At 51.1% G+C, this 25,197-nt stretch carries 21 protein-coding genes; 13 read left to right on the top strand and 8 right to left on the bottom strand.

The genetic code is table 11. The features are described from left to right. Positions 1-62: 62 nt before the first annotated feature. From dnaJ to LZ463_RS24755, 6 genes are all read left to right on the top strand, one after another. Positions 63-1,181, top strand: coding sequence for a molecular chaperone DnaJ (gene dnaJ, locus LZ463_RS24730; protein ID WP_241458976.1), 1,119 nt, complete (start codon positions 63-65; stop codon positions 1,179-1,181). 221 nt (positions 1,182-1,402) lie between these two features. Beyond that, the gene (locus LZ463_RS24735; protein WP_241458977.1) at positions 1,403-4,399 is read left to right on the top strand and encodes a bifunctional diguanylate cyclase/phosphodiesterase; all 2,997 of its coding nucleotides are present in this window, start codon (positions 1,403-1,405) and stop codon (positions 4,397-4,399) included. 79 nt (positions 4,400-4,478) lie between these two features. After that, positions 4,479-5,081: a chalcone isomerase family protein gene (locus LZ463_RS24740; protein WP_241458978.1), complete on the top strand. Its 603-nt coding sequence runs from the start codon at positions 4,479-4,481 to the stop codon at positions 5,079-5,081. A 425-nt stretch (positions 5,082-5,506) separates the two neighbouring features. Continuing rightward, complete coding sequence (gene modA, locus LZ463_RS24745; protein ID WP_489686148.1) at positions 5,507-6,274, top strand: molybdate ABC transporter substrate-binding protein; 768 nt, start codon at positions 5,507-5,509, stop codon at positions 6,272-6,274. 25 nt (positions 6,275-6,299) lie between these two features. Beyond that, positions 6,300-6,983: a molybdate ABC transporter permease subunit gene (gene modB, locus LZ463_RS24750; protein ID WP_241458979.1), complete on the top strand. Its 684-nt coding sequence runs from the start codon at positions 6,300-6,302 to the stop codon at positions 6,981-6,983. An 11-nt stretch (positions 6,984-6,994) separates the two neighbouring features. Further along, positions 6,995-7,705: a sulfate/molybdate ABC transporter ATP-binding protein gene (locus LZ463_RS24755; protein WP_241458980.1), complete on the top strand. Its 711-nt coding sequence runs from the start codon at positions 6,995-6,997 to the stop codon at positions 7,703-7,705. A 267-nt stretch (positions 7,706-7,972) separates the two neighbouring features. Here LZ463_RS24755 and LZ463_RS24760 read toward each other — a convergent pair whose 3' ends face one another. After that, complete coding sequence (locus LZ463_RS24760) at positions 7,973-8,935, bottom strand: LysR substrate-binding domain-containing protein (protein ID WP_241459002.1); 963 nt, start codon at positions 8,933-8,935, stop codon at positions 7,973-7,975. A gap of 92 nt (positions 8,936-9,027) precedes the next feature. Between LZ463_RS24760 and LZ463_RS24765 the strand changes: the two genes are divergently transcribed. Beyond that, positions 9,028-9,432: a nuclear transport factor 2 family protein gene (locus tag LZ463_RS24765; RefSeq protein WP_241458981.1), complete on the top strand. Its 405-nt coding sequence runs from the start codon at positions 9,028-9,030 to the stop codon at positions 9,430-9,432. Between the two features lie 586 nt (positions 9,433-10,018). Here the strand turns inward: LZ463_RS24765 and LZ463_RS24770 are convergent. The 5 genes from LZ463_RS24770 to LZ463_RS24795 form a co-directional block, all read right to left on the bottom strand. After that, positions 10,019-11,725, bottom strand: a complete 1,707-nt coding sequence (locus LZ463_RS24770) for a methyl-accepting chemotaxis protein (RefSeq protein ID WP_347176295.1) — start codon at positions 11,723-11,725, stop codon at positions 10,019-10,021. 352 nt (positions 11,726-12,077) lie between these two features. Further along, the gene (locus tag LZ463_RS24780; protein ID WP_241458984.1) at positions 12,078-13,778 is read right to left on the bottom strand and encodes a methyl-accepting chemotaxis protein; all 1,701 of its coding nucleotides are present in this window, start codon (positions 13,776-13,778) and stop codon (positions 12,078-12,080) included. 42 nt (positions 13,779-13,820) lie between these two features. Further along, the gene (locus tag LZ463_RS24785) at positions 13,821-14,210 is read right to left on the bottom strand and encodes a response regulator transcription factor (protein WP_241458985.1); all 390 of its coding nucleotides are present in this window, start codon (positions 14,208-14,210) and stop codon (positions 13,821-13,823) included. A 120-nt stretch (positions 14,211-14,330) separates the two neighbouring features. Continuing rightward, positions 14,331-14,939, bottom strand: coding sequence for a response regulator transcription factor (locus tag LZ463_RS24790; RefSeq protein ID WP_241458986.1), 609 nt, complete (start codon positions 14,937-14,939; stop codon positions 14,331-14,333). Next, on the bottom strand, positions 14,936-17,344 hold the full coding sequence (locus LZ463_RS24795; protein WP_241458987.1) for a PAS domain-containing sensor histidine kinase: 2,409 nt from the start codon (positions 17,342-17,344) through the stop codon (positions 14,936-14,938). Before LZ463_RS24795 ends, LZ463_RS24790 begins: the two co-directional genes overlap by 4 nt. A 187-nt stretch (positions 17,345-17,531) precedes the next feature. Here LZ463_RS24795 and LZ463_RS24800 point away from each other — a divergent pair, with 187 nt between their 5' ends. Then, a complete protein-coding gene (locus LZ463_RS24800; protein WP_241458988.1) occupies positions 17,532-18,344 on the top strand; it encodes a TOBE domain-containing protein in 813 nt (270 codons plus the stop codon). A 9-nt stretch (positions 18,345-18,353) separates the two neighbouring features. Here LZ463_RS24800 and LZ463_RS24805 read toward each other — a convergent pair whose 3' ends face one another. Next, entirely contained in the window at positions 18,354-19,277 is a 924-nt protein-coding gene (locus tag LZ463_RS24805) for a LysR family transcriptional regulator (protein ID WP_241458989.1), read from the bottom strand. A 142-nt stretch (positions 19,278-19,419) separates the two neighbouring features. Here LZ463_RS24805 and LZ463_RS24810 point away from each other — a divergent pair, with 142 nt between their 5' ends. Next, positions 19,420-20,658 carry an MFS transporter gene (locus tag LZ463_RS24810; RefSeq protein WP_241458990.1) on the top strand — a complete coding sequence of 413 codons (1,239 nt, stop codon included), beginning with the start codon at positions 19,420-19,422 and terminating at the stop codon, positions 20,656-20,658. A 65-nt stretch (positions 20,659-20,723) separates the two neighbouring features. Here the strand turns inward: LZ463_RS24810 and LZ463_RS24815 are convergent, their stop codons facing one another. Beyond that, positions 20,724-21,467 carry a hypothetical protein gene (locus LZ463_RS24815; protein ID WP_241458991.1) on the bottom strand — a complete coding sequence of 248 codons (744 nt, stop codon included), beginning with the start codon at positions 21,465-21,467 and terminating at the stop codon, positions 20,724-20,726. A 180-nt stretch (positions 21,468-21,647) separates the two neighbouring features. On the opposite strand from LZ463_RS24815, the gene LZ463_RS24820 reads away from it, so the two are divergent. From LZ463_RS24820 to LZ463_RS24835, 4 genes are all read left to right on the top strand, one after another. After that, complete coding sequence (locus tag LZ463_RS24820) at positions 21,648-22,016, top strand: helix-turn-helix domain-containing protein (RefSeq protein ID WP_241458992.1); 369 nt, start codon at positions 21,648-21,650, stop codon at positions 22,014-22,016. A 320-nt stretch (positions 22,017-22,336) separates the two neighbouring features. Next, the gene (locus LZ463_RS24825) at positions 22,337-23,668 is read left to right on the top strand and encodes a putative HlyD family type I secretion protein (RefSeq protein ID WP_241458993.1); all 1,332 of its coding nucleotides are present in this window, start codon (positions 22,337-22,339) and stop codon (positions 23,666-23,668) included. Between the two features lie 176 nt (positions 23,669-23,844). Then, positions 23,845-24,180 (top strand): hypothetical protein, encoded by a 336-nt coding sequence (locus LZ463_RS24830; RefSeq protein ID WP_241458994.1) that lies wholly within the window; start codon positions 23,845-23,847, stop codon positions 24,178-24,180. A 137-nt stretch (positions 24,181-24,317) separates the two neighbouring features. Continuing rightward, complete coding sequence (locus tag LZ463_RS24835) at positions 24,318-25,169, top strand: hypothetical protein (RefSeq protein WP_241458995.1); 852 nt, start codon at positions 24,318-24,320, stop codon at positions 25,167-25,169. Positions 25,170-25,197: the final 28 nt, after the last annotated feature.

Below are 25,197 nucleotides of genomic sequence, written 5' to 3' on the forward strand. Positions count from 1 at the left end.
CTTTGCGGTGCTGGCCCGGCGTTTGCGCTTAAGTTCAAGAACAATACTGAGGTTAACAAGAGATGGCGAAGCGTGATTTTTACGAGATTCTTGGAGTCGGCAAAAACGCCACTGAAGAAGAAATCAAAAAGGCTTACCGCAAGCTGGCAATGAAATACCATCCGGACCGCAATCCGGACAGCAAGGCTGCGGAAGAAAAATTCAAGGAAGCCAAAGAGGCTTACGAGATGCTGTCCGACAGCCAGAAGCGCGATGCCTATGACCGTTATGGTCATGCCGGTGTCGACCCGAACATGGGTGGTGGCGGCGGTAGTGGCGCTGGTGGTTTTGCTGATGCCTTTGGCGATATTTTTGGTGACATCTTTGGTGGTGGCCGCCGCAATTCAGGCCCGCAAGTGTATCGCGGCGCTGATTTGCGCTACAACCTGGAAATCACGCTGGAACAGGCCGCCAATGGTTTTGATACCACCATTCGCGTACCAAGCTGGGATTCTTGCGATACCTGTCATGGTTCCGGCGCCAAGCCTGGCACTTCACCTGTTACCTGTACCACTTGTGGTGGTCATGGTCAGGTACGTATGCAGCAGGGACTGTTCAGCATACAGCAGACTTGCCCCAAATGTCATGGTACAGGCAAGATGATTCCTGACCCATGTACTACCTGTTCCGGTGTCGGCCGCATCAAACGCAACAAGACCCTGGAAGTCAAGATACCTGCCGGTATTGATGACGGCATGCGCATACGTTCGTCCGGCAATGGTGAACCAGGTGTTAATGGTGGCCCGCCAGGTGACTTGTATGTGGAAATCCATATCAAGCAGCATCCGGTATTCCAGCGCGAAGGCGATGACCTGCACTGCGAAATCCCTATCTCGTTTGTCAAGGCGGCACTCGGTGGCGACATCGAAGTACCTACTCTGAGCGGCAAGGCGTCCTTTACCGTGCCGGAAGGGACACAGTCAGGCAAGACGTTCCGCCTGCGCAGCAAGGGTGTCAAAGGGGTACGTTCCGGCTATGCCGGCGACCTGTTCTGCCATGTTGTCATAGAAACGCCGGTGAAGCTGACCGAAAGGCAAAAAGAATTGCTGCGTGATTTCGAAAAACTGACCGTGGAAGGTGGCTCCAAGCACAATCCACAAAGCAAAACCTGGATGGACAAGGTCAAGAAATTCTTTGAGTAATTTCTGTCCAGGCTAGCAGTGGATCGGCTGGTCTGACGAAAATTGAAAAAAACCTGCTGCAAGCTATTGCAGCAGGTTTTTTGTTGTCATATTGCTTTTGATTTCATGTTAAATTGATCATTTGCAACAGTCTTGATATGGCGCTCTGCTAATATGAAGAGAATAATCTCGGTAGCTTGTGTCTGTAGACAAATTCGACTTTCTGGATCAATACTGCGCTGATGGATGCCTCGTTTACCGGGTTGTCATACAAATATCCCAAGTTGTTTGCTTTGGGAGCCGCACTGATTGTCGCCATGATCTTGTGGGCGATTGATCACAACGAGCGTGAACTGGCGATACAAAAACAAAAAGTCGAGGTCATAGAAAAATTGGTGGTTCTGCGTGCCAAACTCGGCACTGGCATGACATCGAATATCTCGGCGGCACGTGTGCTTGCTGTCAATTTTGCCACCAAGCCTGATTTGTCAGAGCATGAATTTAATGTACTGGCTGCAGAAGTCGCCAATGCCAATCCTTCCATACGTAATCTGGTGCTGGTCAAGGGCACTGTCGCCAGCTATGTCTATCCCTACAAGGGAAATGAAAAAATCCTGGGCGCCGACTACCGCAAGCTGCCAAAGCAATGGCCGGTCTATCAAAAGATGATGGATGAACGCGCCATACAGATAGCCGGACCGCTGACCCTGGTACAGGGCGGCACAGGCCTGGTGGTGCGCATTCCCGTCTACCAGCATGAAAATCATGAAGCCTTCCTGGGTTCCATCGCAATGGTAGTCAATTATGAACCCTTGCTTGAGCAGTCTGACCTGAAAGAATTACAGAAAGAAATTAACCTGGCCATACGTGGCCGTGATGCCAAGGGCAGCAAGGGGGAAGTGTTTCTTGGCGATGATCAGCTGTTCACTATGGGCGCCGTGACCCAAAGTGTTGTCTTGCCTGGCGGCAGTTGGGAACTGGCTGCCTTGCCTTACGGTGGCTGGCAAGGCTCGACCCGCCTGTCCAGGTTCATAGAAATTTTCGGATTCATACTTTGCCTGATGGCCTGGCTGCTCAGTTACCAGTCCCTCTTACGGCGGCGTCAGCGTGAACTCAATGAACGCGAACTGAAGCAAAGCGAAGCCCTGCTGCGCTTGCGTAATGAAGCACTGAGTGCAACCTCGCAAGGCGTGCTGATCGCGTCAGGTGATGGCCATATCAATTACGTCAACCTGGCCGCCTGTCAATTGAGTGGTTATGATCAGGACAGTCTGCAGCAAAAGAACCTGGCAGACTTGTTCGAGCCGGCCGTCGCCTCTCTGTTTGCCGATGAGAATGCTGGCAGGAAGCAGATGGTGCTGGAATACAGCAGGACCACGGAAGAAGGCAGGCAGCTATGGCTGGAATTGCTGCTGACTCCCGTCTACGAGCCCGATGAAAAAAATCTGCAAATCCAGCACGTCCAGCAATATGTTGCCTTGCTGCGTGACATCACAGATAAAAAACTGGCCGACCAGGAACTGCAAATTGCCGCGATGGCATTTGAAACCGAAGAAGGTATATTGATCACTGACGCCAACCTGGTGATACTCAGGGTCAATCATGCCTTCACCCGTATCACCGGCTACGAATCAGATGAAGCGGTGGGGCAAAGCACGCGCATGTTGCAATCAGGCCGGCACGATGAACTGTTTTACAAGCAGATGTGGGACGAAATCCGTCTCAATAATCGCTGGCATGGTGAACTGTGGAATCGCCGCAAGAATGGCGAGATTTATTCTGAACGGCTGGTGATCTCTGCCGTGCTCGGCCGTGATGGCAAGGTCAGTAATTACGTCGGTTCTTTCAATGACATTACCGAGCACAAAGTGTCAGAAGAGAGGATACATCAGCTGGCATTCTATGATCCGCTGACCGGCCTGCCCAATCGTCGTCTCTTGCTGGATCGTCTGGCCCGTGCCCTGTCACTGAGTCGCAGGCATCAGCGCTATGGTGCTATCCTGATGATAGACCTTGATAATTTCAAAACCCTCAACGATACTCAGGGTCACTATATGGGTGACCAGCTGCTGGCCCAGATAGGTAAGCGCATTCACGCCTGCGTCCGTTCTGACGATACGGTGTCGCGTACCGGTGGTGATGAATTTGTGGTCCTGCTTGAAGGTTTGCATGAAGAATTGCAGCATGCCGCTGACCTGGCCGAGAATGTCGCCGAAAAAATCCGCAAAACCCTGAGTGAAACTTTCAATCTCGGTCATATTGATTACGATAGTTCCGGCAGCATGGGCATCACCATGTTTGGTGTCGAAGCTATCGGGATTGACGAATTATTGCGTCGCGCCGACATGGCAATGTACCAGGCCAAGGCCAGCGGCAAAAACAATGTGCGGTTTTTTGATCCCAGCATGCAGGCAGCACTGGAATTCCGTACAGCCATGGAAACTGATTTGCGCCAGGCACTCGCGTACGGGCAATTCATTCTCCACTATCAATTGCAGGTCAGTGCCCTCGGTGACCCGATAGGGGCAGAAGTCTTGCTGCGCTGGCGCCATCCTGTACGCGGCCTGGTCTCACCTCTGGATTTCATCCCGTTGGCAGAAGAAACCGGTATGATATTGCCGATAGGCTTATGGGTGCTGGAAACAGCCTGCAAGCAGATCGCCACATGGAAGGATGACCCTGTCAAATCCGGCATGCAGCTGGCTGTCAATGTCAGCGCACGCCAGTTCCGTCATCCTGGCTTTGTCGATGACGTCAAGCGCATCCTGCAGGAAACAGGCGCGAACCCCATCTTGCTGAAACTGGAATTGACGGAAAGTGTCGTCCTGGAAGATGTCGCCATCGTCATAGAAAAAATGCAGGCGATCAAAATACTCGGCGTGGGATTTTCCATGGACGATTTTGGTACCGGTTATTCATCGCTGTCCTACTTGCAGCGTCTACCTTTGACACAGTTGAAGATAGACCGTAGTTTTGTCCATAACCTGCCCGACGATGTGAACAATGCCAACATCGTACGTACCATCATCAGCCTGGGTGCCAGCCTGGATCTGAACGTGATTGCAGAAGGTGTGGAAACCGAACAGCAGCGCGATTTTCTGCTGCAGTCCGGTTGCCAGGCCTACCAGGGTTACCTGTTCTGCAAGCCGGTCCCCATAGAGGAATTTGACATCCTGATTGCCAGCCGCCACGAACAAAAGAAAGCCGACAGCCCATCCGTTGAAAATCAGGTAAGCTAGTGGCACCGCCAAGGCAACCCAAAGCCAGGCAAGAAGTTCAAAGTGGTATTAAAAAATAAAACGGGAGACAAAAATGCAAATGAAGACAATAGTAAAGCAATTGGCAGGACTGGTATTGGCGCTTGGCATAGGCATGCAGGCAAGTGCCACCGAGGTTGCCGGTGTCAAACTCGACGATACCATACAGGTGGCAGGCACTGATCTCAAGCTCAATGGTGCAGGCATACGCTACAAAGCCATCTTCAAGGTGTATGTGGCAGGTCTTTACCTGAAGGATAAAAAGACCACTGTGCCAGAAGTCCTGGCGTCTGCCGGGCCGCGTCGCGTTACGATCGTGATGATGCGTGATCTGAGCAATGAAGAGTTTGGTCGCGGTTTCATGTCCGGTATTCAGCAAAACACCGACAAGGCAGAAAAATCCAAGATGACCTCGCAATTCATCCGCTTTGGTGAATTGTTCGCGTCCGTGCCTGAACTGAAAAAAGGTGATGTCATGACCAATGACTGGATACCCGGCGTGGGGACCGTGGTTGCCCTGAACGGCAAAAAAATGGGCGACCCCTATCCTGATATCGCCTTCTACAATGCCTTGTTACGCATCTGGCTGGGTGAGTACCCGGTTGACCGTGGCCTCAAGCGTGCCATGCTGGGCGAAGAAGAAAGTAATAGTCGCAGCCGCTGATTTTTAAGCGGTTGAAAAATTCAAGGCGTCCTGCATTACATTGCCAGCGCCTTGTTTTCATCAGACAAGGCAGGCTGTTTCTTCCTGCGTCATCAGGGGGCCAATCCATTGTATTGTCCTCATCCATACATCACTGCGCAGATTATCTTTCAACATCCTTCCGGGCTCTTGCCACGCAAACTGCCCGTTCTGTTTTAGTCAATGCCATTGCCATTCACACATGCAGTCCGCAGTGTGACGGTATCTACATGGCTGGCATGATCTGGATCAAGCCTATTGAAAATGGTCATGGCATTGATGATGAATATAACGCTCGTCTGAAGACCAGGGGCTCACCTGCTGCTATGATGGCGCTATATATGAGTGTATATTACGCTTTTTGGTTCACTTTCACTGTTCTCGCTCAATCGTCTTAAGGATTTGTCATGCAAAAAAAAAGCTTGGGCCGGCTTGCTCTTGCAACTGCAGTCATGGGTTTGCTTGTCACTTCGTCCCTTGTTCAGGCTACAGAAATCACGGTCTCCGCCGCAGCGAGCCTGACCAATGCCTTCAAGGAAATTGCGCAGAATTACCAGGCGCAATATCCAGGAGCCAAGGTGGCACTTAACTTTGGCGCATCCGGCGCCTTGTTGCAGCAAATTGCCAAGGGCGCACCGGTGGATGTGTTTGCCTCCGCCGACCAGGAAACCATGGACACGGCAGAAAAGCAGGGCATCGTGGCAGCGGCGGACAGGCGTGATTTTGTCAAAAACACCCTGGTACTGATCGCCCCTGCAGACAGCAAATTCAGCTTCAGGCAACTGAGCGACCTCAACCAGGCTGAAGTAAAACGCATTGCTGTTGGCAACCCGGCCAGCGTACCGGTAGGCCGCTATACCCAGCATGCGCTGGAGGCTGCCAAACTCTGGACTGCGCTGGAAGGCAAGATCATCTCCACCCAGAATGTACGCCAATCGCTCGATTATGTGGCCCGTGGCGAAGTCGACAGCGGCTTTGTCTATGCCACCGATGCCGCCATCATGAAAGACAAGGTCAAGGTCGTGTTCGAAGTACCGCTCAGTCAATTGATCACTTACCCGATCGCCAAAATCAGGGCCAGCACCAATAGTGAAGAAGCCAAACGCTTCATCGCCTATGTGCTCTTGCCGCAAAGCCAGGCTATCCTGAGCAAATACGGCTTCCAGAAACCATAAACCGCCAGACCGAACAGCCAGACTGATGAACCCAGCCGTCACAGCCACTACTGCCTTGTTGTTGTCACTCAAAGTGGCAGGCTGGGCCACATTGCTCAATCTGGTATTCGGGATCGCCGTAGGTTACCTGCTGGCGCGCAAGCGTTTTTGGGGGCGTGACCTGCTCGATACTTTGCTCACCCTGCCCATGGTCATGCCGCCCACCGTGCTTGGCTACTACCTCCTGGTATTGATGGGGCGACGCAGCTGGCTTGGTAGTTGGCTGCAAGAGCATGTTGGCATCAGCCTGATTTTTACCTGGCAGGGGGCAGTGATTGCTGCGGCTATTGTCGCCTTCCCGCTGGTGTTCAAGCCGGCGCGTGCAGCGTTTGAGGCAGTCGACGGTCAACTGGAACAGGCAGCCAGGGTATTGGGCGTGTCAGAGACTGCGATTTTCTTCCGTGTCACTTTGCCGCTCGCCTGGCGTGGCATTCTGGCCGGACTCCTGCTGGCCTTTGCCCGCGCCCTCGGCGAATTTGGCGCTACCCTCATGGTAGCCGGCAGCATACCGGGCAAGACCCAGACACTGTCGATCGCTGTCTATGAAGCTGTGCAGGCAGGGCAAGACGACGTGGCTAACAGCCTGGTGCTGCTGACCTCGGCAGTGTGTATTTCTGTGCTGTTGCTGGCGGGCTACCTCGCGCCTGGCCGCATTGCCAATCGTTTATGAAGGCGCAGCTTATGCAATTTGACCTGCACATCAAAAAAAACCTGCGTTCGGGCAAACGCAGTTTTGAACTCGATATTGCCTTTGGCACTGACAGCCAGCGCCTTGTCATACTCGGCGCATCAGGTGCAGGCAAAAGCCTGGTGCTGAAAGCGATTGCCGGGTTGATGACGCCGGACAGCGGCTACATCCGCATAGCGGGTGCGACCCTGTTTGACAAGTCTGCCACCATTAACCTGGCGCCCCAGCAGCGTCAGCTTGCCTACCTGTTCCAGGACTATGCCCTGTTCCCGCATTTGAATGTCGCCCAGAATATCGCCTTTGGCCTCAGCCGTGGCTGGCGCAATCCCAGTGCCCGGGTACAGAATGAAAAAGTCGATTACTGGCTGCAGGCTTTCCAGTTGCAGGCACAGGCAGGGCAGTTGCCGCATGAATTATCGGGCGGGCAAAAACAAAGGACTGCACTGGCCCGCGCCCTGATCTCAGAACCGCGCGCCTTGCTGCTCGACGAACCATTTGCTGCACTGGACCAGCCACTGCGTATTAGTATGCGCAAAGAGCTTGATGCCCTGCAAAAACAGTTGCAAGTCCCCATGATACTGATCACCCATGATGCTGAAGATGCGGCCGTGTTTGGCGAACAGATACTGCACCTGCAAGAAGGCAGGCTGTGCAAACCGGGGCAGGAACAGGCCGAATCCTTGGCCCTGATCACGGGGGGCTGAAATTATTTTTGATGTAATTATATGCAAATTGTTATCATGCTTTTTTAAGTGCGTATAAGTCGTGGCATGATCTGACTGAATGTGTCAGATCATATAATTGTTGTTTGACACGAAGCAGTTGTATACATTTCCTGAAAGCCGCCAATGGTCAATCGCAAAAGAAGTCGTACACTCTCTTCAGAGCTTCCAGTAGTGACGTGGACTTCGGGAAAACAGGAGTTGGAACTCCAACTGCCCTCAGCGAAAAGTCACTCCTGTCACAGACAGTCAATGGTTTTCCGAGAGCTTAATGTCTAGCTTAACAAGGCGTCCGAGCACATCGGCAAGCATCCGTATATTGGAGCTCTCCGCCATCTGAACCGGAAATGTCAGGAAGTAGGCTGCACCATTTTCCACCTGCTGAGCGAACGGCATGACCAACTCACCGCTCTCCAGTCGATCGGCTGCCATACGTGGATCTCCGATGGCTACACCATGCCCTGCCGCAGCGGCTGCCAGTGTGAGCTCGAGTGTATCGAATACCATCTCGCGCTCGACATCAATACCGCCAGTTCCGGTTTCCTGGATCCAGCACTTCCACTCCCTGCCACCGGTTCCGGGATGAAGCAAGGTGGCAGACTTCAGATCACTCACCAAGCGTAATGACGGTGCAAGCACAGGCGCGCACATGGGAACAAGTGTTTCCTTAAACAGCAAGACGGACTCCAGCCCTGGCCACTTTCCAGTCCCGCGCACGATAATCGCATCGATATCGGGATTGCTGAAATCCGGCGTGTCATCGGAGGAGGTGATGATCTGCAACTCCGTACCTGACAGAGCGTCGCGAATTGCCTGCAGCCGCGGAAGCAGCCAGCGGATGCTGAATGTCGAGGGCGCGCGCAACACAAGCGCTTCTGCCGTGGCCTGCAACGCATGCTCCTGTTCTACCAGCAAGCCGAGCACTTGCAGTGCGGTCGCTCTTAAGGTCTCGCCTTGCTGTGTCAACGTCAAACCGGACGCACTTCGTAAAAACAAGGCGCAGCCGTAGTGGGCCTCCAGTTGCTGAATCTGCCGGCTGACGGCGCCTTGCGTACGGCATAGCTGATCGGCGGCCTTGGTCAGGCTGCCATAATGTGCTGCAGCGACAAACGCCTGCAGTCCTGTCAGAGAGGGCAATACCTTTAACAATCGGATAAGAGGGTATGTTCCTCCCGCATACCCGGCATGCAAATTATTCGATTGCTGACTCACAAACGCCCCATTACTCTGTTTACTCAACGTTACCCCGGATCGGTCAATGAGTGACCGGTTTTTATCTCGAAACCAGATATGGAGTTTATAGCGTGACACAGCAAAAGCAAGATGCCGCCGCCCTGGCGGCCAAAATCCGGACCTATCTGAAAGACTTGGAACGTGGCAACGTGGCTGACGTTTGCAGCCTTTTCAAGGCGGATGCGCGGATTTACTCACCGTTTCTCGGCTGGGTGCAGCCTGCCCCGTTTTTTGAAAAAGTCGTGGCTGCCTCCGGGCAGAGCGTGATTACTCCCCTCGACATCTGCGCCAGCGTGGACGGGCATCCCCGTGTGGCTGCCTATTTCGTTTATGACTGGGCGCTGAAGGATGGGGCGACAGTGAAGTTCGAATGCGTCGACATCTTCGAATTTGGTGGGGACGGGCTGATCGAAAAAATGATCATCGTATACGATACCTATCCGATTCGTGCAACTGTCGGCGACAAGTACGCATAAGGAATTGCGCTCTGCACCGATGGCGAGCTCCAAATGGCGCTGATGTGATTTGGCGTGGATGGCATTCATTCTGCGGGCCGTTTTCTCCAGCCAGTCTTTGACAAGCCACAGCTCTCAGGTCGCATGTTGTGGCGAGCTGTCATCGAGTGCACGCCCTACATTAATGGCTGAATAAAAGCGCTTTCATCAACATTGGCTGTCGCGAAGGAAATACGGTACTTCTTTATGTCGCTCCCTGGTGCAGAACATAAAAAGCGAGCCAGTCTGGAACTCGCTGTTTTGAATATGTCATCTGACAGTACAGCAGTGCCTTAGATTTTGCCTGAATGAAGCGATTGATCTTGAATTTAACTGCTCTGAAAGGCACCTAGTGAACTGTAACAGTGAAAAGCGAAGTGCCTGCCATGTGCGCGGCGACCATGACTGCGTTGCAAATACGCGCGATAGCCCCGCTATCGCTGTGTTTTGCGCTTTGCCCTGAGTCGCCGGGCACATGTCCTTCACTTCCGCTTTCACTGTTACAGTCTAGTGAGTTGCTTTCAGTTTGCGGCATACTATTTCTCATCCAAAACCGAATTTACAACCTTCAGCGTTGGTTTACTATCAACTTTGGAGCAACTGGTTTTACCGGATGAGGGTTTGCGAACTTCTGTACCTTTACTTTTGCATGAATTGTTTCGAATAATGCTGATGTGTTACTACTTTTGACAAGCATAAATGAATCGATCAGTTCGCTCAGGCCAAGGGCTTGGGTCCTGAGACTTTCTGCGGACGCTGCAACCTGTTCTACCAGAGCAGCATTTTGCTGAGTCATATCATCCATCTGCGTCACGGCCAGGTTTATCTGATCGAGTCCCGAGCTTTGCTCCTGACTGGCAACGTTTATATCATGCATGATGTTCGCTACGCGTTTGACTCCTTGCACGATTTCGTCCATGGTTTTTCCTGCATCGTTCACCAGATTGCCGCCGATATCAACTTGTTCGACTGAATCGTGAATCAATGTTTTGATCTCCTTGGCAGCGCTGGCACTGCGCTGTGCCAGATTGCGCACTTCGGTGGCGACTACAGCAAAACCTCGTCCCTGGTCACCGGCACGCGCTGCTTCTACCGCTGCATTCAAAGCCAGGATATTGGTTTGGAAAGCAATCCCGTCGATCACGCCGATGATGTCGGTGATCTTTCCCGAGCTGTGTTTGATTGCACTCATGGTCTCAACGACTTTTGCTACAGCTCGACCACCTTTCTCGGCAACTTGTGAAGTGGTCGCGATTAGCGTACTGACCTCGTGTGCGCTGTCGGCATTTTGCCGGACGGTAGAGGCTAATTCTTCCATGGATGACGCTGTTTCTTCCAGAGAACTGGCCTGTGACTCAGTTCTTCCCGACAAATCAGCGTTACCGGCGGCAATTTCACCTGCACCAGAAGTGACATGACTGGTCGTTTGTTTGATCTGACCGATCAGGAGCTTGATATTTGTCTGTAAAACTCGGAGTTCCTGTGACAGATTGATGACTTCGCTGTTTCCCTTGGCCTGTATGTGACTGGTCAAGTCGCCCGAGCTGATGGTCTGCATTTCACGGCCAAGTTGTTGTAAGGGCTGGATCAGTTTTGAGCGCACGTCAGCGCTGAAAACCAGACTCAAAACTATACTCAGTGCCCCAAGGCTTGCGATCAATGTTTGATTGCCAGACTGCGTTATGGCCATATAAGTCATTCCCGCGACTAACAACGACAAGAGGATGTTAAAAGCCGTCATTTTCATCCCAAGACTGAGTCGTGAGTAATAGCTGAGCCAGGAGAACTGACTTTTTTTCCTGGCAACGCCTTCACAGATTTCCAGCGATTTATCACCATTTTTGATGGCGCGATAAGCAGCTTCAGCCGCCCTGACCTGATCACGGCTAGGCTTGACGCGTATTGATGTATAGCCAATCATCTGCCCGTTCTTGAGCAGAGGCGCCGCATTAGCCTCTACCCAGTAGTGATCGCCGTTCTTGCAGCGGTTCTTGACCAGGCCTGTCCAGGATTTGCCGCTTTTGATCGTACGCCAGAGGTCAGCGAATGCTTCAACCGGCATATCAGGATGGCGAACGATATTTTGTGGAGCACCAATCAGCTCATGCTCATTAAAGCCGCTGATGCGAATGAAATCTTCATTGACATAGGTGATATTACCTTGCAGGTCAGTTTTGGAGACGATGGTTTCCGAGTCCTGCATGATGTATTCATGATTGGTGACAGGCAGATTATTGCGCATGGTAAAACTCCTTGAATATATCTGCTCTTCCATTTACGTGGTGATCATCGATCAACTTGTGAAATTGGCAGATGGTAAGCTTGCTCATTTTTTTGTCGGTGGGCTTTTTGCTGGCAGTGTTCAAAACCTCATTCCTGCTTGCGAGTTTGCATCGTGATCAATTTCTGCTTTCGATGTAGATGTATTTCCCATGGGAACTATTTTATGTGTCGGGTTTGGCCGGGGATATTGGACTTTGGTCCAATAAAGGACAGGAATTTGCAAAGCTGTGTTAAACCATCTGTGGAAACGGCAGTTTTTTTAGATGTTCTTCAAGAAACAATAAACCCTGTCTCTCCCGACCTGCTTCATGTCGGTAGGGAAAGACAGGATTGGTTGAAACAGATCAGAATGACTCCCAATGACCTTCAATCGCCGGTGTTAATTTGGGAATAGCTGAAACTTTGGCAACCACGCGCGAGATATTCTGCTTTTTCGTTGGGGCGGGTTGGCACCTGACAGTGGGCTGCTTGATGTCAACGGATGCCTGTTGCAGACGATTTGCGTTGCTGATCTTGAACTGCTGAACCAGGCTACTGAGAGCATCTGCTTGCTCTTGTAAGGAACCCGCTGCCGCAGCAGCTTCTTCCACCAGGGCGGCATTTTGCTGTGTCACTTCATCCATTTGGGTGATGGCGATATTGATTTGCTCTATCCCGGAAGTTTGCTCCTGGCTGGCCGCAGTGATTTCACTCATGATGTCAGTTACGCTACCGATGCTGCTGACCACTTTTTCCATGCTGGCGCCCGCCTGATCGACCAGATGGCTTCCCATTGCCACTTTCTCAACCGAATCATCAATCAGTGATTTGATCTCTTTGGCAGCAGAAGCACTACGCTGGGCAAGGTTGCGTACCTCGCTGGCCACAACGGCAAAGCCACGTCCTTGTTCCCCTGCACGAGCCGCCTCGACGGCTGCATTGAGCGCCAGGATATTGGTCTGGAAAGCGATACCATCGATAACACTGATAATGTCCACGATCTTCTTTGACGAAGTGCTGATGTCACCCATCGTACTCACAACCTGCGCCACGACTGAGCCACTCTGAACGGCAATTTCACTGGCTGCGATGACCATCTGGTTTGCCTGGCGCGCATTGTCTGCATTTTGCTTGACGGTGGACGTCAACTCTTCCATTGAGGAGGCTGTTTCCTCTAAAGCGCCTGCCTGAGACTCAGTACGCGATGACAAATCCATGTTTCCGGTGGCAATTTCAGAGGTTGCCGTTGAAATGGTTTCTGTGCCCTGGCGCACCTGACCAACCAGGAGCGACAGGCTGTCATTCATCTTCTGCAATGCTGCCATTAACTGTCCGGTTTCATTGCTGGACTGTACATCAATCTGGCTTGTCAGGTCACCTTCGGCTACTGTTTCCGCTACCTTGATTGCTTTTTGCAGGGGGAGGGTAATCGCCCTTGAGCTGCTCCAGGCGATAGCCAGGCCCGCAAAGATAGCTACAATCGTTGCAGTGATCATGAAAGTCATCGATGTCTGGTAGGCGGCTTGCGCTTCGACTTCATCTTGCTTGTTTTTTTCTTCTTGCAGAAGCGTAAATTCATGCAAGGAATCCTGCCACTTGTTGTTGACAGGTACGACCTCTTTCAGCAGAAACTGTACTGCTGCTTCTTTCTCGGTTTTGGCCATTTCAACAAACTTGTCATTGAGGCCTCTGGCTGCCTGTTGTTCTTCCTTGATTTTTTGCATAAATTTTTTGCCGGTTTCGTCCAGGGGCATTTTTTCCAGTTCTGTAAATGCCTTGTTGTAACGCTGGCGGGCTTCATCGATTTTTTTGTGCTGCTCCTGCGCCTGGCTCTCGTCAGCCAACAGCGCCAGCGTTCTCACTACCCTTGACACGATATGGACAGAGGTGGACATGTTCTCCAGGTGCTGGATTTTGACGACATTGACATCAACGACATGTTGCATTGCATGGTTAGACTTTTGCATGCCATTGATACCCAGCAGCGCCACAATGGCCAGTATGCAAAGTAACAGCCCGTACCCCAGGCCAAGTTGCTGACTTATTTTCAGGTTGGATAATTTCATTTTCACATCTCCAGTCAAGTGTGCTGCTCAATTTCGGTAAAACTAAGGAATGTTGTTGCTACTCTCTGTTAAAGCGGTCGCTATCGTTTCAAAAAGATTGGCGTCATCGACGGGCTTGCGCAACAGCGCATGCGCATGGGCCAGATAGTCAGTTTTCTGTTTTTCACTGATATCTTGTCCGGTCAGAACGATGACCGGCAGCGCAGGTGCAATTTGCTGCAGTCTTTTAATTACAGCAAAACCGGACATGTCGGGCATATGCAGATCAAGCAGCACACAGCCGGGTTGCCTTGTTTGCAAGCTGTCAAGGAAAGACTTGCCTGAAATGAAGGCATGGGCTTCCTGCCCGGCAGAGCGCAATAAGCGCAGCAGCGCGCGACGAATTCCTTCTTCGTCATCAATCACTGCTATCCATGTCGATGTATTTCCCATGAGCATCATCTTAGGTGAGAGGACAGCATGGCGCTATTGGACCTTGGTCCAATAGCTGAGGGAGGATTGTTAAACAGTGTGTGGAAAACTGGTGTGCAGGCTGGCAGTCGCCAAGGGTTTTTATGTTTTCAATTTTTCCAGCAAATGGATGAGTGCGGCGAGGGATGGCACATCCATTTTGCTCATGACTTTGGCTCTATGCACCTTGATGGTTTTTTCTACCGTGCCCAGTTCTGCCGCAACCTGTTTGTTGAGTTTGCCTTCCACGATCAGGTGCAATACTTCCAGCTCACGCGGTGTCAGGCTGTCCAGCCGTGCTTGTATGGCCTGTTTTTCTTTTCTCGCTTGCCTGCAGCGCAGATTGTGTTCACAGGCTGTCTGCACGGCCGCCAATAGTTTGTCGCCATCGACGGGTTTGGTCAGGAAATCTTGTGCACCCAGCTTCATGGCAAGTACACCGGTATCAATACTGCCATGGCCGGTCAAGAAGATAATGGGCAAATCACTGTTCATTTCCTTGAGTCTGCTTTGCAGCGCCATGCCGTCCATGTCAGGCATGGCGAGATCCAGCACCAGGCAGCCGGCCTTGCCGACATGGCCACTATCAAGAAAAGCTTGTGCAGATTCATAGGTGACGACGTTCAAGCCGGCAGACTGTAACAAGCGTGACATGGCTTTGAGCACTGCCGGTTGATCATCAACAAGATAAACACTGGCTGCTTCTGTCATGGTGCAGACTCTTTATTAACGGGAAGATGGAAGCGAAAACTCGCACCAGTACCGGCATGAACGCCATGATTTTCACACCATAGCTGACCTCCGGCGGCTTCAATAATGTTCTTGCAGATTGATAAACCCAGCCCCATACCGTTTGACTTGGTCGTGTAGAAGGCCTCGAATATTTTTGTACGCAAAGCGTCGGGCACACCAGGGCCATGATCATTGACACTCACTTCTACCTGTTCTTCTGGTGTCAATCTGGTGTTGATTTCAATCATACGGCGGCTGGCATCGAGGCCAGAGACTACCTCGCTGGCATTCATGATGAGATTGATCAGCACTTGCTGCAATTGCACCGTGTCGGCACGGACTGCCGGCAAATTATCTTGCAGCTCACTTAACAAGGTAATGTCCTGATTGATCATATCATTGCGCAAAATGTGAAGAACTTCCAGTATCAGTTGATTGATGTCGACGTTGCGCTGCTCCTGGGTGCGCTTGTCAAACAATTTGCGCAAACGCCGTATAATTTCGCCCGCACGCTTGTCTTCGTCTACAATGTCCTGCAATATGTCGCCCAGTTCCTTGATGTCCGGTTCTGGTCGCGCCAAAAAACGCTGCGCGGCCTGGGCATTGCTGAGGATGGCTGTCAAAGGCTGGTTCAATTCATGGGCTAGAGCACCAGACAGTTCACCCATGGTCGCCACACGTGCCAGATGCATGACTTCCATGCGCTTTTGTCCCAGCTCAAGTTCAGCCTCTTTGCGCGCTGAAATATCTACGGTCACCCCACGAGTCAACAGCGGTTTTTTTTGCTCGTCAACTTCTAGTTGCCAAACGACTGCCACCCATCGCTCGCTTTCGTCAGGTAAGAGTACCCGGAACTCTGCCTGATACCGCTCTGCATTGGCATGCCCATAGTCACCGACGATGTTGTCAATATGGCGGCGGTCGGCTGGATGGATACGTTGTGCGACCATATCCATCTTCAGCGCTTCATCCTGGCTAAAGCCGAACAGTCTGCGCCACTCAAGTGATGCCCATAAGTCATCTGTTCTGAGATCGCGTATCCAGGTGCCTATATGGGTGATGTCGCTTGCCATGGCCAGACTCAACTGAATGGCGCGCACATCATTTTCACGGACTTGCAGTCGTTCGGACAGTTGCAGCTCATGCACACGGCGCTCGCGTTCAGTTTCGGTGATATCACGAATGATGGCGATGACGGCATCTTGTGTACACGGCACTACCCGCGCTTCAAATTGCATGTCGTCTCTTCCTGCAACAGTCAGCTCATGCCTGAATTCCTGCAAACGGCCACTGTCCAGCGCCTGCGTGATCGCTTTCATATACTGGTCCGCTACTTTCGCCGGCAAGACATCTGCCACCTTGCTTTGCAGGAGTTGCTTTCTGTCAATTAATAGCATGCCTGGATCTGGTGCATGGACATCAAGATGCCTGCCATCACGGTGGATAGTTAAAATCAGGTCAGGAATGGCTCTAACCAGGGCGCGGTTTTTTGCTTCACTTTCCATCAAGGCCTTTTGCGTCTGTTTTTGCAGGCTGATGTCTGTCACCAGTACAAAAAAACCTCGCACAACCCCATCAACCTTGTGGGCGATATACTGTGCCCAGGTATAGCCGGTGTCGCCATTTGCCTTGATCAGCGTGCGCTCAAAATGCTGGTCTACTCCAGTCAAGACCGCCCTGATATAGGCAAAATTTTTTGAAAACAATTCTGGTCCGAGCAGGTCTCGCATATGTATGCCCTGCATTTGCTCTGACGTGCGGCCAAACCAGGTCAGGTAATGGTGATTGGCGTAAGTACAGATCAGATCGGAATTCCAGTAAGCAACCATGCCAGGAATATTTTCAGCGACCACACTGGCGAAATAAACTCCCTCTGGCTTGTCCATCAAATTGCTCTGTTGCCGTGTGACGTCGGTTAACTGTACTCCAATACAGGACTGGAAATCGCCAGCTTGCAACACAAACAAGCTCAGGTGCAATAACACCAGTTCCCGGTCTGCGCGCATGAACTTCAGTTCGCAAGTTGACGATCCACCTGAGTTGATCAGATCAGTTAATTTTTTAGTAAATGCAATCTGATCTTCAAAAATAAATGTCAACAGGGATTGCCCGGCCACACTCGCTGGTGTGGTTGCCAATAAATTCGCAGCCAAAGAGTTTGCGTGTTTGACCTCGCCATTTGGCGTAATGATCATGCAGGGAATCAGAACTTGCTGGAAAAAAATCCTGTGGCAGTCATGCTCTTCGTCATGTGATTGCAGGGCAAGTTTGAGCGCTGCATTTTCCTGTTCAAGCTGTGCCAAACGCACAAGCAAATTTGCAGTCTGATCGCCATTTTTCGTTATCAGCGGGTCTGGTGAGGTTGTACTTGTATTTGCTTGCATGGCTCTCAAGAGAGTTAATTGTTCAGCTTGCACAAGATAAATCAGGACGTGTTGAGCCACATCAAATTTAGTGTATCACTAGTGGACCGTCACAGTAGCCAGGGCAGGCTTGAGACCAGCAAAATTTACGCATTGTGGCAACATCCATGTATGCTTTCTTGATTAATGCATCTGGAACTGGCACAACATGTCAAAAAAAGATAAATCCATCACCCTCCAGGGCTCCGTGTGGATGACTGTCGATGGTGAAAACTTTGGCGGCAAAGGCCGCATCGCCCTGCTGGCCCAACTGGCAGAGAGTGGCTCCATTACCCAGGCTGCCAAGGCAGTCAAGATGAGTTACAAGGCAGCCTGGGACGCCATCGACACCATGAACAATCTTGCCGGTGAATCCCTGGTCGAAAAATTGACGGGTGGCAAGGGCGGTGGTGGCACCCGGCTGACCAGGCGCGGCGAGCAACTGGTCAGCAATTTCAAGATACTGGAAGAACAGCACCGTCAGTTCATTGCCCAACTGGACAAGCAGGCGGCAGGTATCGCCGACGATCTTTTACTGATCAAGAGAATGAACATGAAGACCAGCGCACGCAATCAATTCCTGGGCAAAGTCAGACACGTCAAACCTGGCGCCATCAATGATGAAATCGAACTCGAAATTGCAGGCAGCCAGAAAATCGTTGCCATTATCACCCATGAAAGTACACAAGAGCTGGGTTTGCACATCGGCACCGAAGCCTTTGCACTGATCAAGGCGTCATCCATCATTCTGATGGATGACGTCAGCAATGCCAGACTATCCGCCCGCAACCAGCTGACCGGCAGCATCAGCAGGATACAACCGGGAGCAGTCAATACTGAAGTCGTGATCGAACTGCCTGGCGGCGCAACCCTGGCCGCCATCATCACCAATGAAAGTGCGACCAGCATGGGGCTGGCCGTTGGCGGCACGGTGACCGGCCTGTTCAAGGCATCAAGTGTGATACTGGGTGTGTCTGGCTGAAGTCATACTTCAATCAAGAGGGCTGGCTTGCAAATCCATATTATCCCTGAACAGCTCTGTCAGCCAGTCAGCAAACACCCTGACCTTGAGTGAAGACATGCGCCCCTGCGGGTATACCAGCGATATGGGCATGGGCGTAGGCGGCCAGTCAGGCAGTACCTCCACCAGCTTGCCGTCAGCCAGGTGCTGGCGCACCTGGTAAGCGCCACATTGCATCAGACCCAGGCCCTGCAGGCCGCAACAGACATTGGCGTCGCCATCATTGATGGCAATTGCACTGCGCATTTCCACCCGCACGACTTTACCATCAACCACAAAGTCCCAGTCAAAGGCTCGTCCGGTGCGGCCAGAAGAATGCTGGATACTGACATGTCCGCGCAAATCTTCCATACTGGTAGGTGTGCCATGACGTGCCAGATAAGCCGGTGTTGCACAGGTTACAAAACGCATATTGCCTATGCGTCGGCCTACCATGGACGAATCCGGCAATTGCCCTACGCGCAGTGCCAGGTCTATGCCTTCCTGCGTCAGGTCCACCATCCTGTCCGTCATGCTGATGACCAGTTCCACATCAGGGTAGGCAGTACAAAAACCGGCAATATGCGGCAGCACCAGGTTATGACCAACGGTGGCCGGCAATTCCACCCGCAGCCTGCCCTTGGGCAGATTGGTCGTGGCGCAATGGAAACTGGTTTCCGCATCGGCAACTGCCGCCAGGATATCGACGCATTTCTGGTAGTAGTCAGCGCCATCCTGAGTCAGCGACAGCTTGCGGGTAGTGCGCAGCAGTAGCCGCGTCCCCAGGAAAGCTTCCAGCTTTTGCATGGTGGCGGTCAGGGCGGCGCGCGGCAGGTTCATGGTCTCTGCCGCCTTGGAAAAACTGTTCGCCTCGACAATTCGAACAAAGGTTTGCATTGCCTTTAATCTGTCCACGGCATCGCCTCAGTATTGATTGTTCATATAAAATGAAAAGTACAGGCTTATTATGCACTAATTATCTTTTAATGCATTTTGGCTACAATGCGTCCATTCGATATTGATAGCAATATCAATCCATCCCCGAAAGGACGTCTCCATGAACCACACCACTAATTCCATATCAGCGGATGCTGATCACCCTGACATTTCCAGTGGCATGGTCATGCTGCTGGCCTTTGCCTGCGGCCTGATCGTTGCCAGCCTGTATTACGCCCAGCCCCTGGTCAGCCTGATCAGCACAACCATCAAACTGTCACCCCAGGCAGCCGGCCTGGTTGTGACGCTGACGCAAATCGGCTATACCCTGGGCCTGCTGTTCATCGTACCCCTTGGTGATTTACTGGAAAACCGCAGGCTGATCTTCATTGCGCTATTGTTTACATCCGCCATGCTGTTGCTGGCCGCTTTCAGTACCACAGCCTGGATGTTTTTGATCGCGGCCCTGGGCATAGGCCTGGGTTCGGTCGCAGCGCAGATACTGGTGCCATTCGCCGCGCATTTGTCGAAAGAAGCAACGCGTGGGCAAACCGTCGGCAAAGTGGTCAGTGGTTTATTAATGGGCATCATGCTGGCCCGCCCGGTGTCGAGCCTGGTGGCTGACCATAGTAACTGGCATGTCGTATTTGGCGGCGCTGCCGTACTGATCATCATCCTGGCCCTGGTATTGCGCGCCCGTTTGCCGGTTCGCATGCCCAGCTCACCCATGTCTTACACTGGCCTGATTTCATCCCTGTGGCAACTGCTCATCAGCACACCGGTGCTGCGCCGCCGTGCTGCCTATCATGCCGGCCTGTTTGCTTCATTCAGCCTGTTCTGGACTGTCGTCCCGATGGAACTGGCCGGCCCGCAATTCCACCTGTCACAAACCGGCATCGCCATCTTTGCCCTGGTGGGCATGGCCGGTGCAATCGCCTCGCCGATCGCTGGCCGCCTGGCCGACGCCGGCCACACACTCGCCGCTACCGCTGTCGCACTGCTGCTGGGTATGGCAGGCTTCATCCTGCCGCTGTGTGCACCCAATTCCAGAGAAATCGCACTGGCCCTGCTGGTGATCGCCTCCATCATCCTCGACATGGGCGTCGCCGCCAACCTGGTGCTGGGCCAGCGCGCCATCTTCAGCCTGGGCGCAGAAATCCGCAGCCGCCTCAACGGTATCTACTTCGCCCTGTTCTTTGCAGGCGGCGCAGTCGGTTCAGCCTCCGGCGGCTGGGCATTCGCCAACTACGGCTGGCAAGGCGCCTTGCTGCTCGGCCTGGCATTCCCGGCAGTCGCCCTGCTGGTGTGGGTGTTTGAACTGGTGGAGAGATTGCAGGTGGACAGAGCCAAGCTGGCTTGATGATTTTCGAGGGAGGGTCGGGCACAAACTGCTAATGCAAGGAGTATTGAGCCTGGCTCGTTATTTCAACGAATAGCCCGGGATTTCCAAGTCTTTATTATTTTCCCAGAATACGCGTTGACTGAAATAGATTTCATCTCTTTAGTATAGCCATCGTCTGATACGGTTTTGGTAAATTCCCAGGCCAATGTATCGAATTTTTCATTGTATTCCAACCGGACAGTCATGTTTTTTTCGAACAGACCTTTCTTGACGATGGTGCCGTCTTCATTGTATTCGAGCTCGTAAGCCATATTCTTTTCAAGAAACCCTTTCCTGGCAATGGTGCTCATTAATTCTTTAAAAGAATGAAAGACTTGCTTATCTGTTGAGTTGGCATAAGCGGGAAGATTAATTTCTCTTATCGTACTTGCGTCAGATCTGAGCCAGATTTCAGCAGGGAAGATTAATTTGGGTGTTCCTGGCAATTCGAGATCGAAGTGCAATATGTATGCCGGGATTTCCCATTTGTAGTTTTTGGAGTTTGGTTCTGTTCTACGTAACTCTTTTGCGTCTATAAGCTGACCACCTGCAAATTTCAAATTTGCGTATTGAACTCCTCCCAGGCGTCTCTTCAGATGCTCTGTGAGTCGTTCGAGTACTGGCAAAGGTATATCCGCCAGCGATTTTGGTTCTTTAGGCTGGTAATTGCCGAACGAAACCATGCCATGTCCAAATGACTCTGGAATGACTTCTGCAAACACGGAGCAAGTTAGTTGAAGCAAACAAGTGAGAAAAAGTAGTCGTGCCATATGAGTGTTTTTCATCATCGAGAATTTGCAATGCTTTCAATGTGGTCGCCTATATTGGCGCAGGCTGCAACTAAAGCTTGTATATAAGCATCTCTTACCCTGAGCACCAAGTCTTGCTTATTTTTTTTGTATTGTATTGCAAAATTTTAGTTTTGTATAACAAAACCACATCAACGACAAAATCGGCGCTAATGTCGTATGAACATCGGTGCTGCCATTAAACAACTACGTCTCGCAAAGAAACTCACTCAGGAAGAACTTGCTGAGAGGGCGAACACGTCCAAACCTAATATTTCAAATCTCGAAAGAAATGCACAAGGGTTCAGTCCGGTGATACTGAGCAGCCTCGCCAAAGCGCTTGAAATCAAAGTGTCAGAGATATTCCTTCTGGCGGAAGAAATTGGCGATCCGGTCGGGGCTGGCACAAACCTTGAAGGCGCTTCAGCCATGACTGCTGACGAAACCAAAGACCAGGAAAACCTGCTGGCTTTGTATGTCAAGCTGCCCCCGAAAAAACGTGCCGCCCTGCTGACATTTTTGACCTCGTGGATGAACAGCGAAGAGTAGTACCCGTCTGTCAAACGCTTGCCGACAAATATTCTTGACGCTTGAAGCCTGCATTACCAGCCCATCCATCAATCCTGCATTTCCCTTAAAACAGTCCTCTTACTAAAGACGCCCGCGCATGCGGCGCGCGATTTTAGCAATGATTTTTTAAGGAAAGTGGATTATTGCAAAAAAATATATATTTAACTTTATTTTGCAATTTGAATTATCTTTCGGTTATGATTTTCTGAATATTCAACGCCATGCAGTAGAAAATATTGCCGTAGATAAAAGAAGATGCACAGCAGAAATAATCAAATTAACAGATTTAAGGGTTCTCGATGACAACATCGAACCCTTTATTCCGCCCCGAAGTCACAGCCACATTAGGTAGTCAGTGGATGGGAGCCATCCGCCTCAACCAGCCAGTTTCTGCCAGCCTGGTAGCGATTGCTGCCCTGCTCATTGCCGCTGCCTTGATCGCTTACATCAGCTTTGGCAGTATCACCAAAAAAGCCCGTGTTACAGGTATCACTGTTCCTGCAGGCGGCCAACTGAGCGTGGCGGCACCGAATGCCGGTATCTTGCTAACCACCCACATCAAGGAAGGCGAACAGGTCAAAGCCGGGCAAGTCCTGTTTACCATCAGCACAGAACGTCAGAACAGCCAGGGTGAAATCACCGCCCTGGTCGCCCAGCAACTCGCCACCCGCGCCGACAGCATGGCCGCAGAACAACGATTGCGGCAGAATCAGTATCAGGAGAAAAAGCAGGCATTGCAGCAAAGATTGCTTAACCTGTCCCAGGAGCAGACCCAGCTGGAACAGGAACTGCTGCTGGCCCAGCGCCGCCAGCAACTGGCCCAGCAAAGCCTCAGCAAGTACGAAACCCTGCAAACCAATGGCTATGTTTCTGCCGCCCAGACCCAGCAAAAGCAGGAAGACCTGCTCGACATCAGCACCCGCCTGAGCACCTTGCAACGGAACAAAACCCAGTTACAGGCCAGCCAGATCGCCCTGCAATCAGAACTTGATACCTTGTCCAATAGCCTGGCGACAGACCTGACACAAATAGAAAGAGCCAAAGCCAGCCTCAAGCAAGAAGCAGCAGAAAACGCCAACCGCCAGGCAGTACAAATCACCGCCGCCCAGGCAGGCACGGTCACCGGTCTGACCAACCAGCCAGGGCAAGCCATCAATGCCGGACAAGTACTTGCCAGCCTGCTACCTGCAAATGACACTGCCCAGGCTGGTAACAAAGAGAGTAAGTTCAGTGAACTGGAAGTACATTTGTATGCGCCCAGCCGTACCGCAGGTTTCATCACACCCGGCCAGCAGGTACTGATACGCTATGCCGCCTTTCCTTACCAAAAGTTCGGCCTGCACAAGGCAACGGTGACGGACGTCAGCCGCACCCCGTTCGCCCCAGCAGAATTACCACAGAACCTGGCAACCACGATCCTGAGCAATGCCCAGCAAGCCATTAACGGTTTCAACACAAACGAAGCGCTGTACCGCATCAAGGTCAGACTGAATTCACAAAGCATCAATGCCTATGGACAGGCACAGGCGATAAAACCAGGCATGACACTGGAAGCAGATGTATTGCAAGACAGGCGCAGGATTTGGGAATGGGTGCTGGAACCGGTGCTGGCCATGACCCAACGTGCGTAGACTGGCAGCAAGAAAAAAGTGTGGGAAAAGAATTTCAGGATTCGATGCTGAGCCGTTGGGAAAACCCGACAGACTCAGCCCGAAAAACCGCTCAAGGTGTTCGAGACCTGGGGCGGAGCAGTAAAACCATGCCATGAGGTATGGTTCAACCCAACCATGTATAGGAGTATCACAAAATGCGTTTGATTACAAATGAAGAATTGTCTTATGTTTCTGGCGGCGACGGCATTGCAGAAGATGGGCAGAGAGATGCGAATGCTGCCCGTGGCGGTGTTGGTATCAATGACGATATGCAAATGAACCCAGGTGTAGTTATTGCAGCGGTAATTGCTGGTGGTGCTGCAATCATCAGTGCAGTAATTGCCTATTTCAAAGATCCCGCACCTGCGGCCCCCGTTGCCTCTAAAGTTACGGTGACAACTTATGAATGTACAAACAGCAAGGTCGACGGAGAGCAGATATGTACAGTTACAGGACAAGTTGTAACTGAAACTCAATATGTGAAACCTTAAGTAATAGGTTATAAAGAGATTGGTTGTATGACCGATCTCTTTGGTTTTCCAATAAGGCAGGCATTGAGCGAGTCACCAAATTAGTTGACAGTTATGAAGTTTTTGAAAGCCATTACTTCTATCTAATACATTGAATTATGAACAACACAGCTTATCAAGAACTCTCTGCACTCTACAGAACTCCGATCTTAAAAAAAATCAAAGTTGTTTTTGCCATAGTGATCGCACTCACCATTATTGCCTGCAAAAGAAATCAAAAGGATATTGATTGGAAAACAGAACTCTCCCAGCTTGGCCCGATGGGCGAGGCGTATATGAGAATGGCTAGAAAGGATTGTATTGGCAAGTGTCAATGGACGAGATTATCTAAAAACACGCTGAAATTTGAAGGCACCATTACGCATGAATCATATGACGAATTCATGCAAAAAATTAATGACGATATAAGTGAAGTGGTTGTGAACTCTGCAGGAGGGTCAGTCACTTCTGGTCTCAAAATTGCAGCCGAAATACAAAGAAGAAATTTAAATGTTGTCGTAAAAGGATATTGCGTTTCTTCGTGCGCAAATTACTTGTTTTTGTCAGGGAATAGAAAAGAAATTGATGGGGTCCTGGGCTTCCATGGAAATGCTCGTGCCTTGACCAAGGATATATGCAAAGAAAATGATGATGACCAACAGTGCAAAAATGGTATTAAAGAGAAGGCTTTTTTTGAATCCATTGGTATGTCAAATTTGCTTTTTGATGTGACCCAAAGTTTAGACAAAGGCATGCAAACAGGAATAGCCTATGTGTACTATGCACCAAGTGCAAGCACCTTAAGAGAGCTGGGAGTAAAAGGAATAGTTGGTGATCAAAACAAAGACTATTTAAAGCAAATGAAAAATTACTATGACGAATTTGGATTGCCAGAATTTTCAGTTGCAACAGACCCCAATCCCACAATATTAAAAAAACTAAAAGAGACACAAATTTCGTCAGCGAAGTAAGCACCATATTAAGAAAAGTGCTAAAGAT

This window comes from Undibacterium paludis (assembly GCF_022568815.1).
Taxonomy (GTDB): Bacteria; Pseudomonadota; Gammaproteobacteria; order Burkholderiales; family Burkholderiaceae_D; genus Undibacterium.

Bases quoted from the DNA above. Each gene is read 5' to 3' on its own strand.
- dnaJ (WP_241458976.1), top strand. From the start codon at position 63: ATGGCGAAGCGTGATTTTTACGAGATTCTTGGAGTCGGCAAAAACGCC.
- LZ463_RS24735 (WP_241458977.1), top strand. From the start codon at position 1,403: ATGGATGCCTCGTTTACCGGGTTGTCATACAAATATCCCAAGTTGTTT.
- LZ463_RS24740 (WP_241458978.1), top strand. From the start codon at position 4,479: ATGAAGACAATAGTAAAGCAATTGGCAGGACTGGTATTGGCGCTTGGC.
- modA (WP_489686148.1), top strand. From the start codon at position 5,507: ATGCAAAAAAAAAGCTTGGGCCGGCTTGCTCTTGCAACTGCAGTCATG.
- modB (WP_241458979.1), top strand. From the start codon at position 6,300: ATGAACCCAGCCGTCACAGCCACTACTGCCTTGTTGTTGTCACTCAAA.
- LZ463_RS24755 (WP_241458980.1), top strand. From the start codon at position 6,995: ATGCAATTTGACCTGCACATCAAAAAAAACCTGCGTTCGGGCAAACGC.
- LZ463_RS24770 (WP_347176295.1), bottom strand. From the start codon at position 11,725: ATGGAAGAGCAGATATATTCAAGGAGTTTTACCATGCGCAATAATCTG.
- LZ463_RS24780 (WP_241458984.1), bottom strand. From the start codon at position 13,778: ATGAAATTATCCAACCTGAAAATAAGTCAGCAACTTGGCCTGGGGTAC.
- LZ463_RS24785 (WP_241458985.1), bottom strand. From the start codon at position 14,210: ATGGGAAATACATCGACATGGATAGCAGTGATTGATGACGAAGAAGGA.
- LZ463_RS24790 (WP_241458986.1), bottom strand. From the start codon at position 14,939: ATGACAGAAGCAGCCAGTGTTTATCTTGTTGATGATCAACCGGCAGTG.
- LZ463_RS24795 (WP_241458987.1), bottom strand. From the start codon at position 17,344: ATGCAAGCAAATACAAGTACAACCTCACCAGACCCGCTGATAACGAAA.
- LZ463_RS24800 (WP_241458988.1), top strand. From the start codon at position 17,532: ATGTCAAAAAAAGATAAATCCATCACCCTCCAGGGCTCCGTGTGGATG.
- LZ463_RS24810 (WP_241458990.1), top strand. From the start codon at position 19,420: ATGAACCACACCACTAATTCCATATCAGCGGATGCTGATCACCCTGAC.
- LZ463_RS24815 (WP_241458991.1), bottom strand. From the start codon at position 21,467: ATGATGAAAAACACTCATATGGCACGACTACTTTTTCTCACTTGTTTG.
- LZ463_RS24820 (WP_241458992.1), top strand. From the start codon at position 21,648: ATGAACATCGGTGCTGCCATTAAACAACTACGTCTCGCAAAGAAACTC.
- LZ463_RS24825 (WP_241458993.1), top strand. From the start codon at position 22,337: ATGACAACATCGAACCCTTTATTCCGCCCCGAAGTCACAGCCACATTA.
- LZ463_RS24830 (WP_241458994.1), top strand. From the start codon at position 23,845: ATGCGTTTGATTACAAATGAAGAATTGTCTTATGTTTCTGGCGGCGAC.
- LZ463_RS24835 (WP_241458995.1), top strand. From the start codon at position 24,318: ATGAACAACACAGCTTATCAAGAACTCTCTGCACTCTACAGAACTCCG.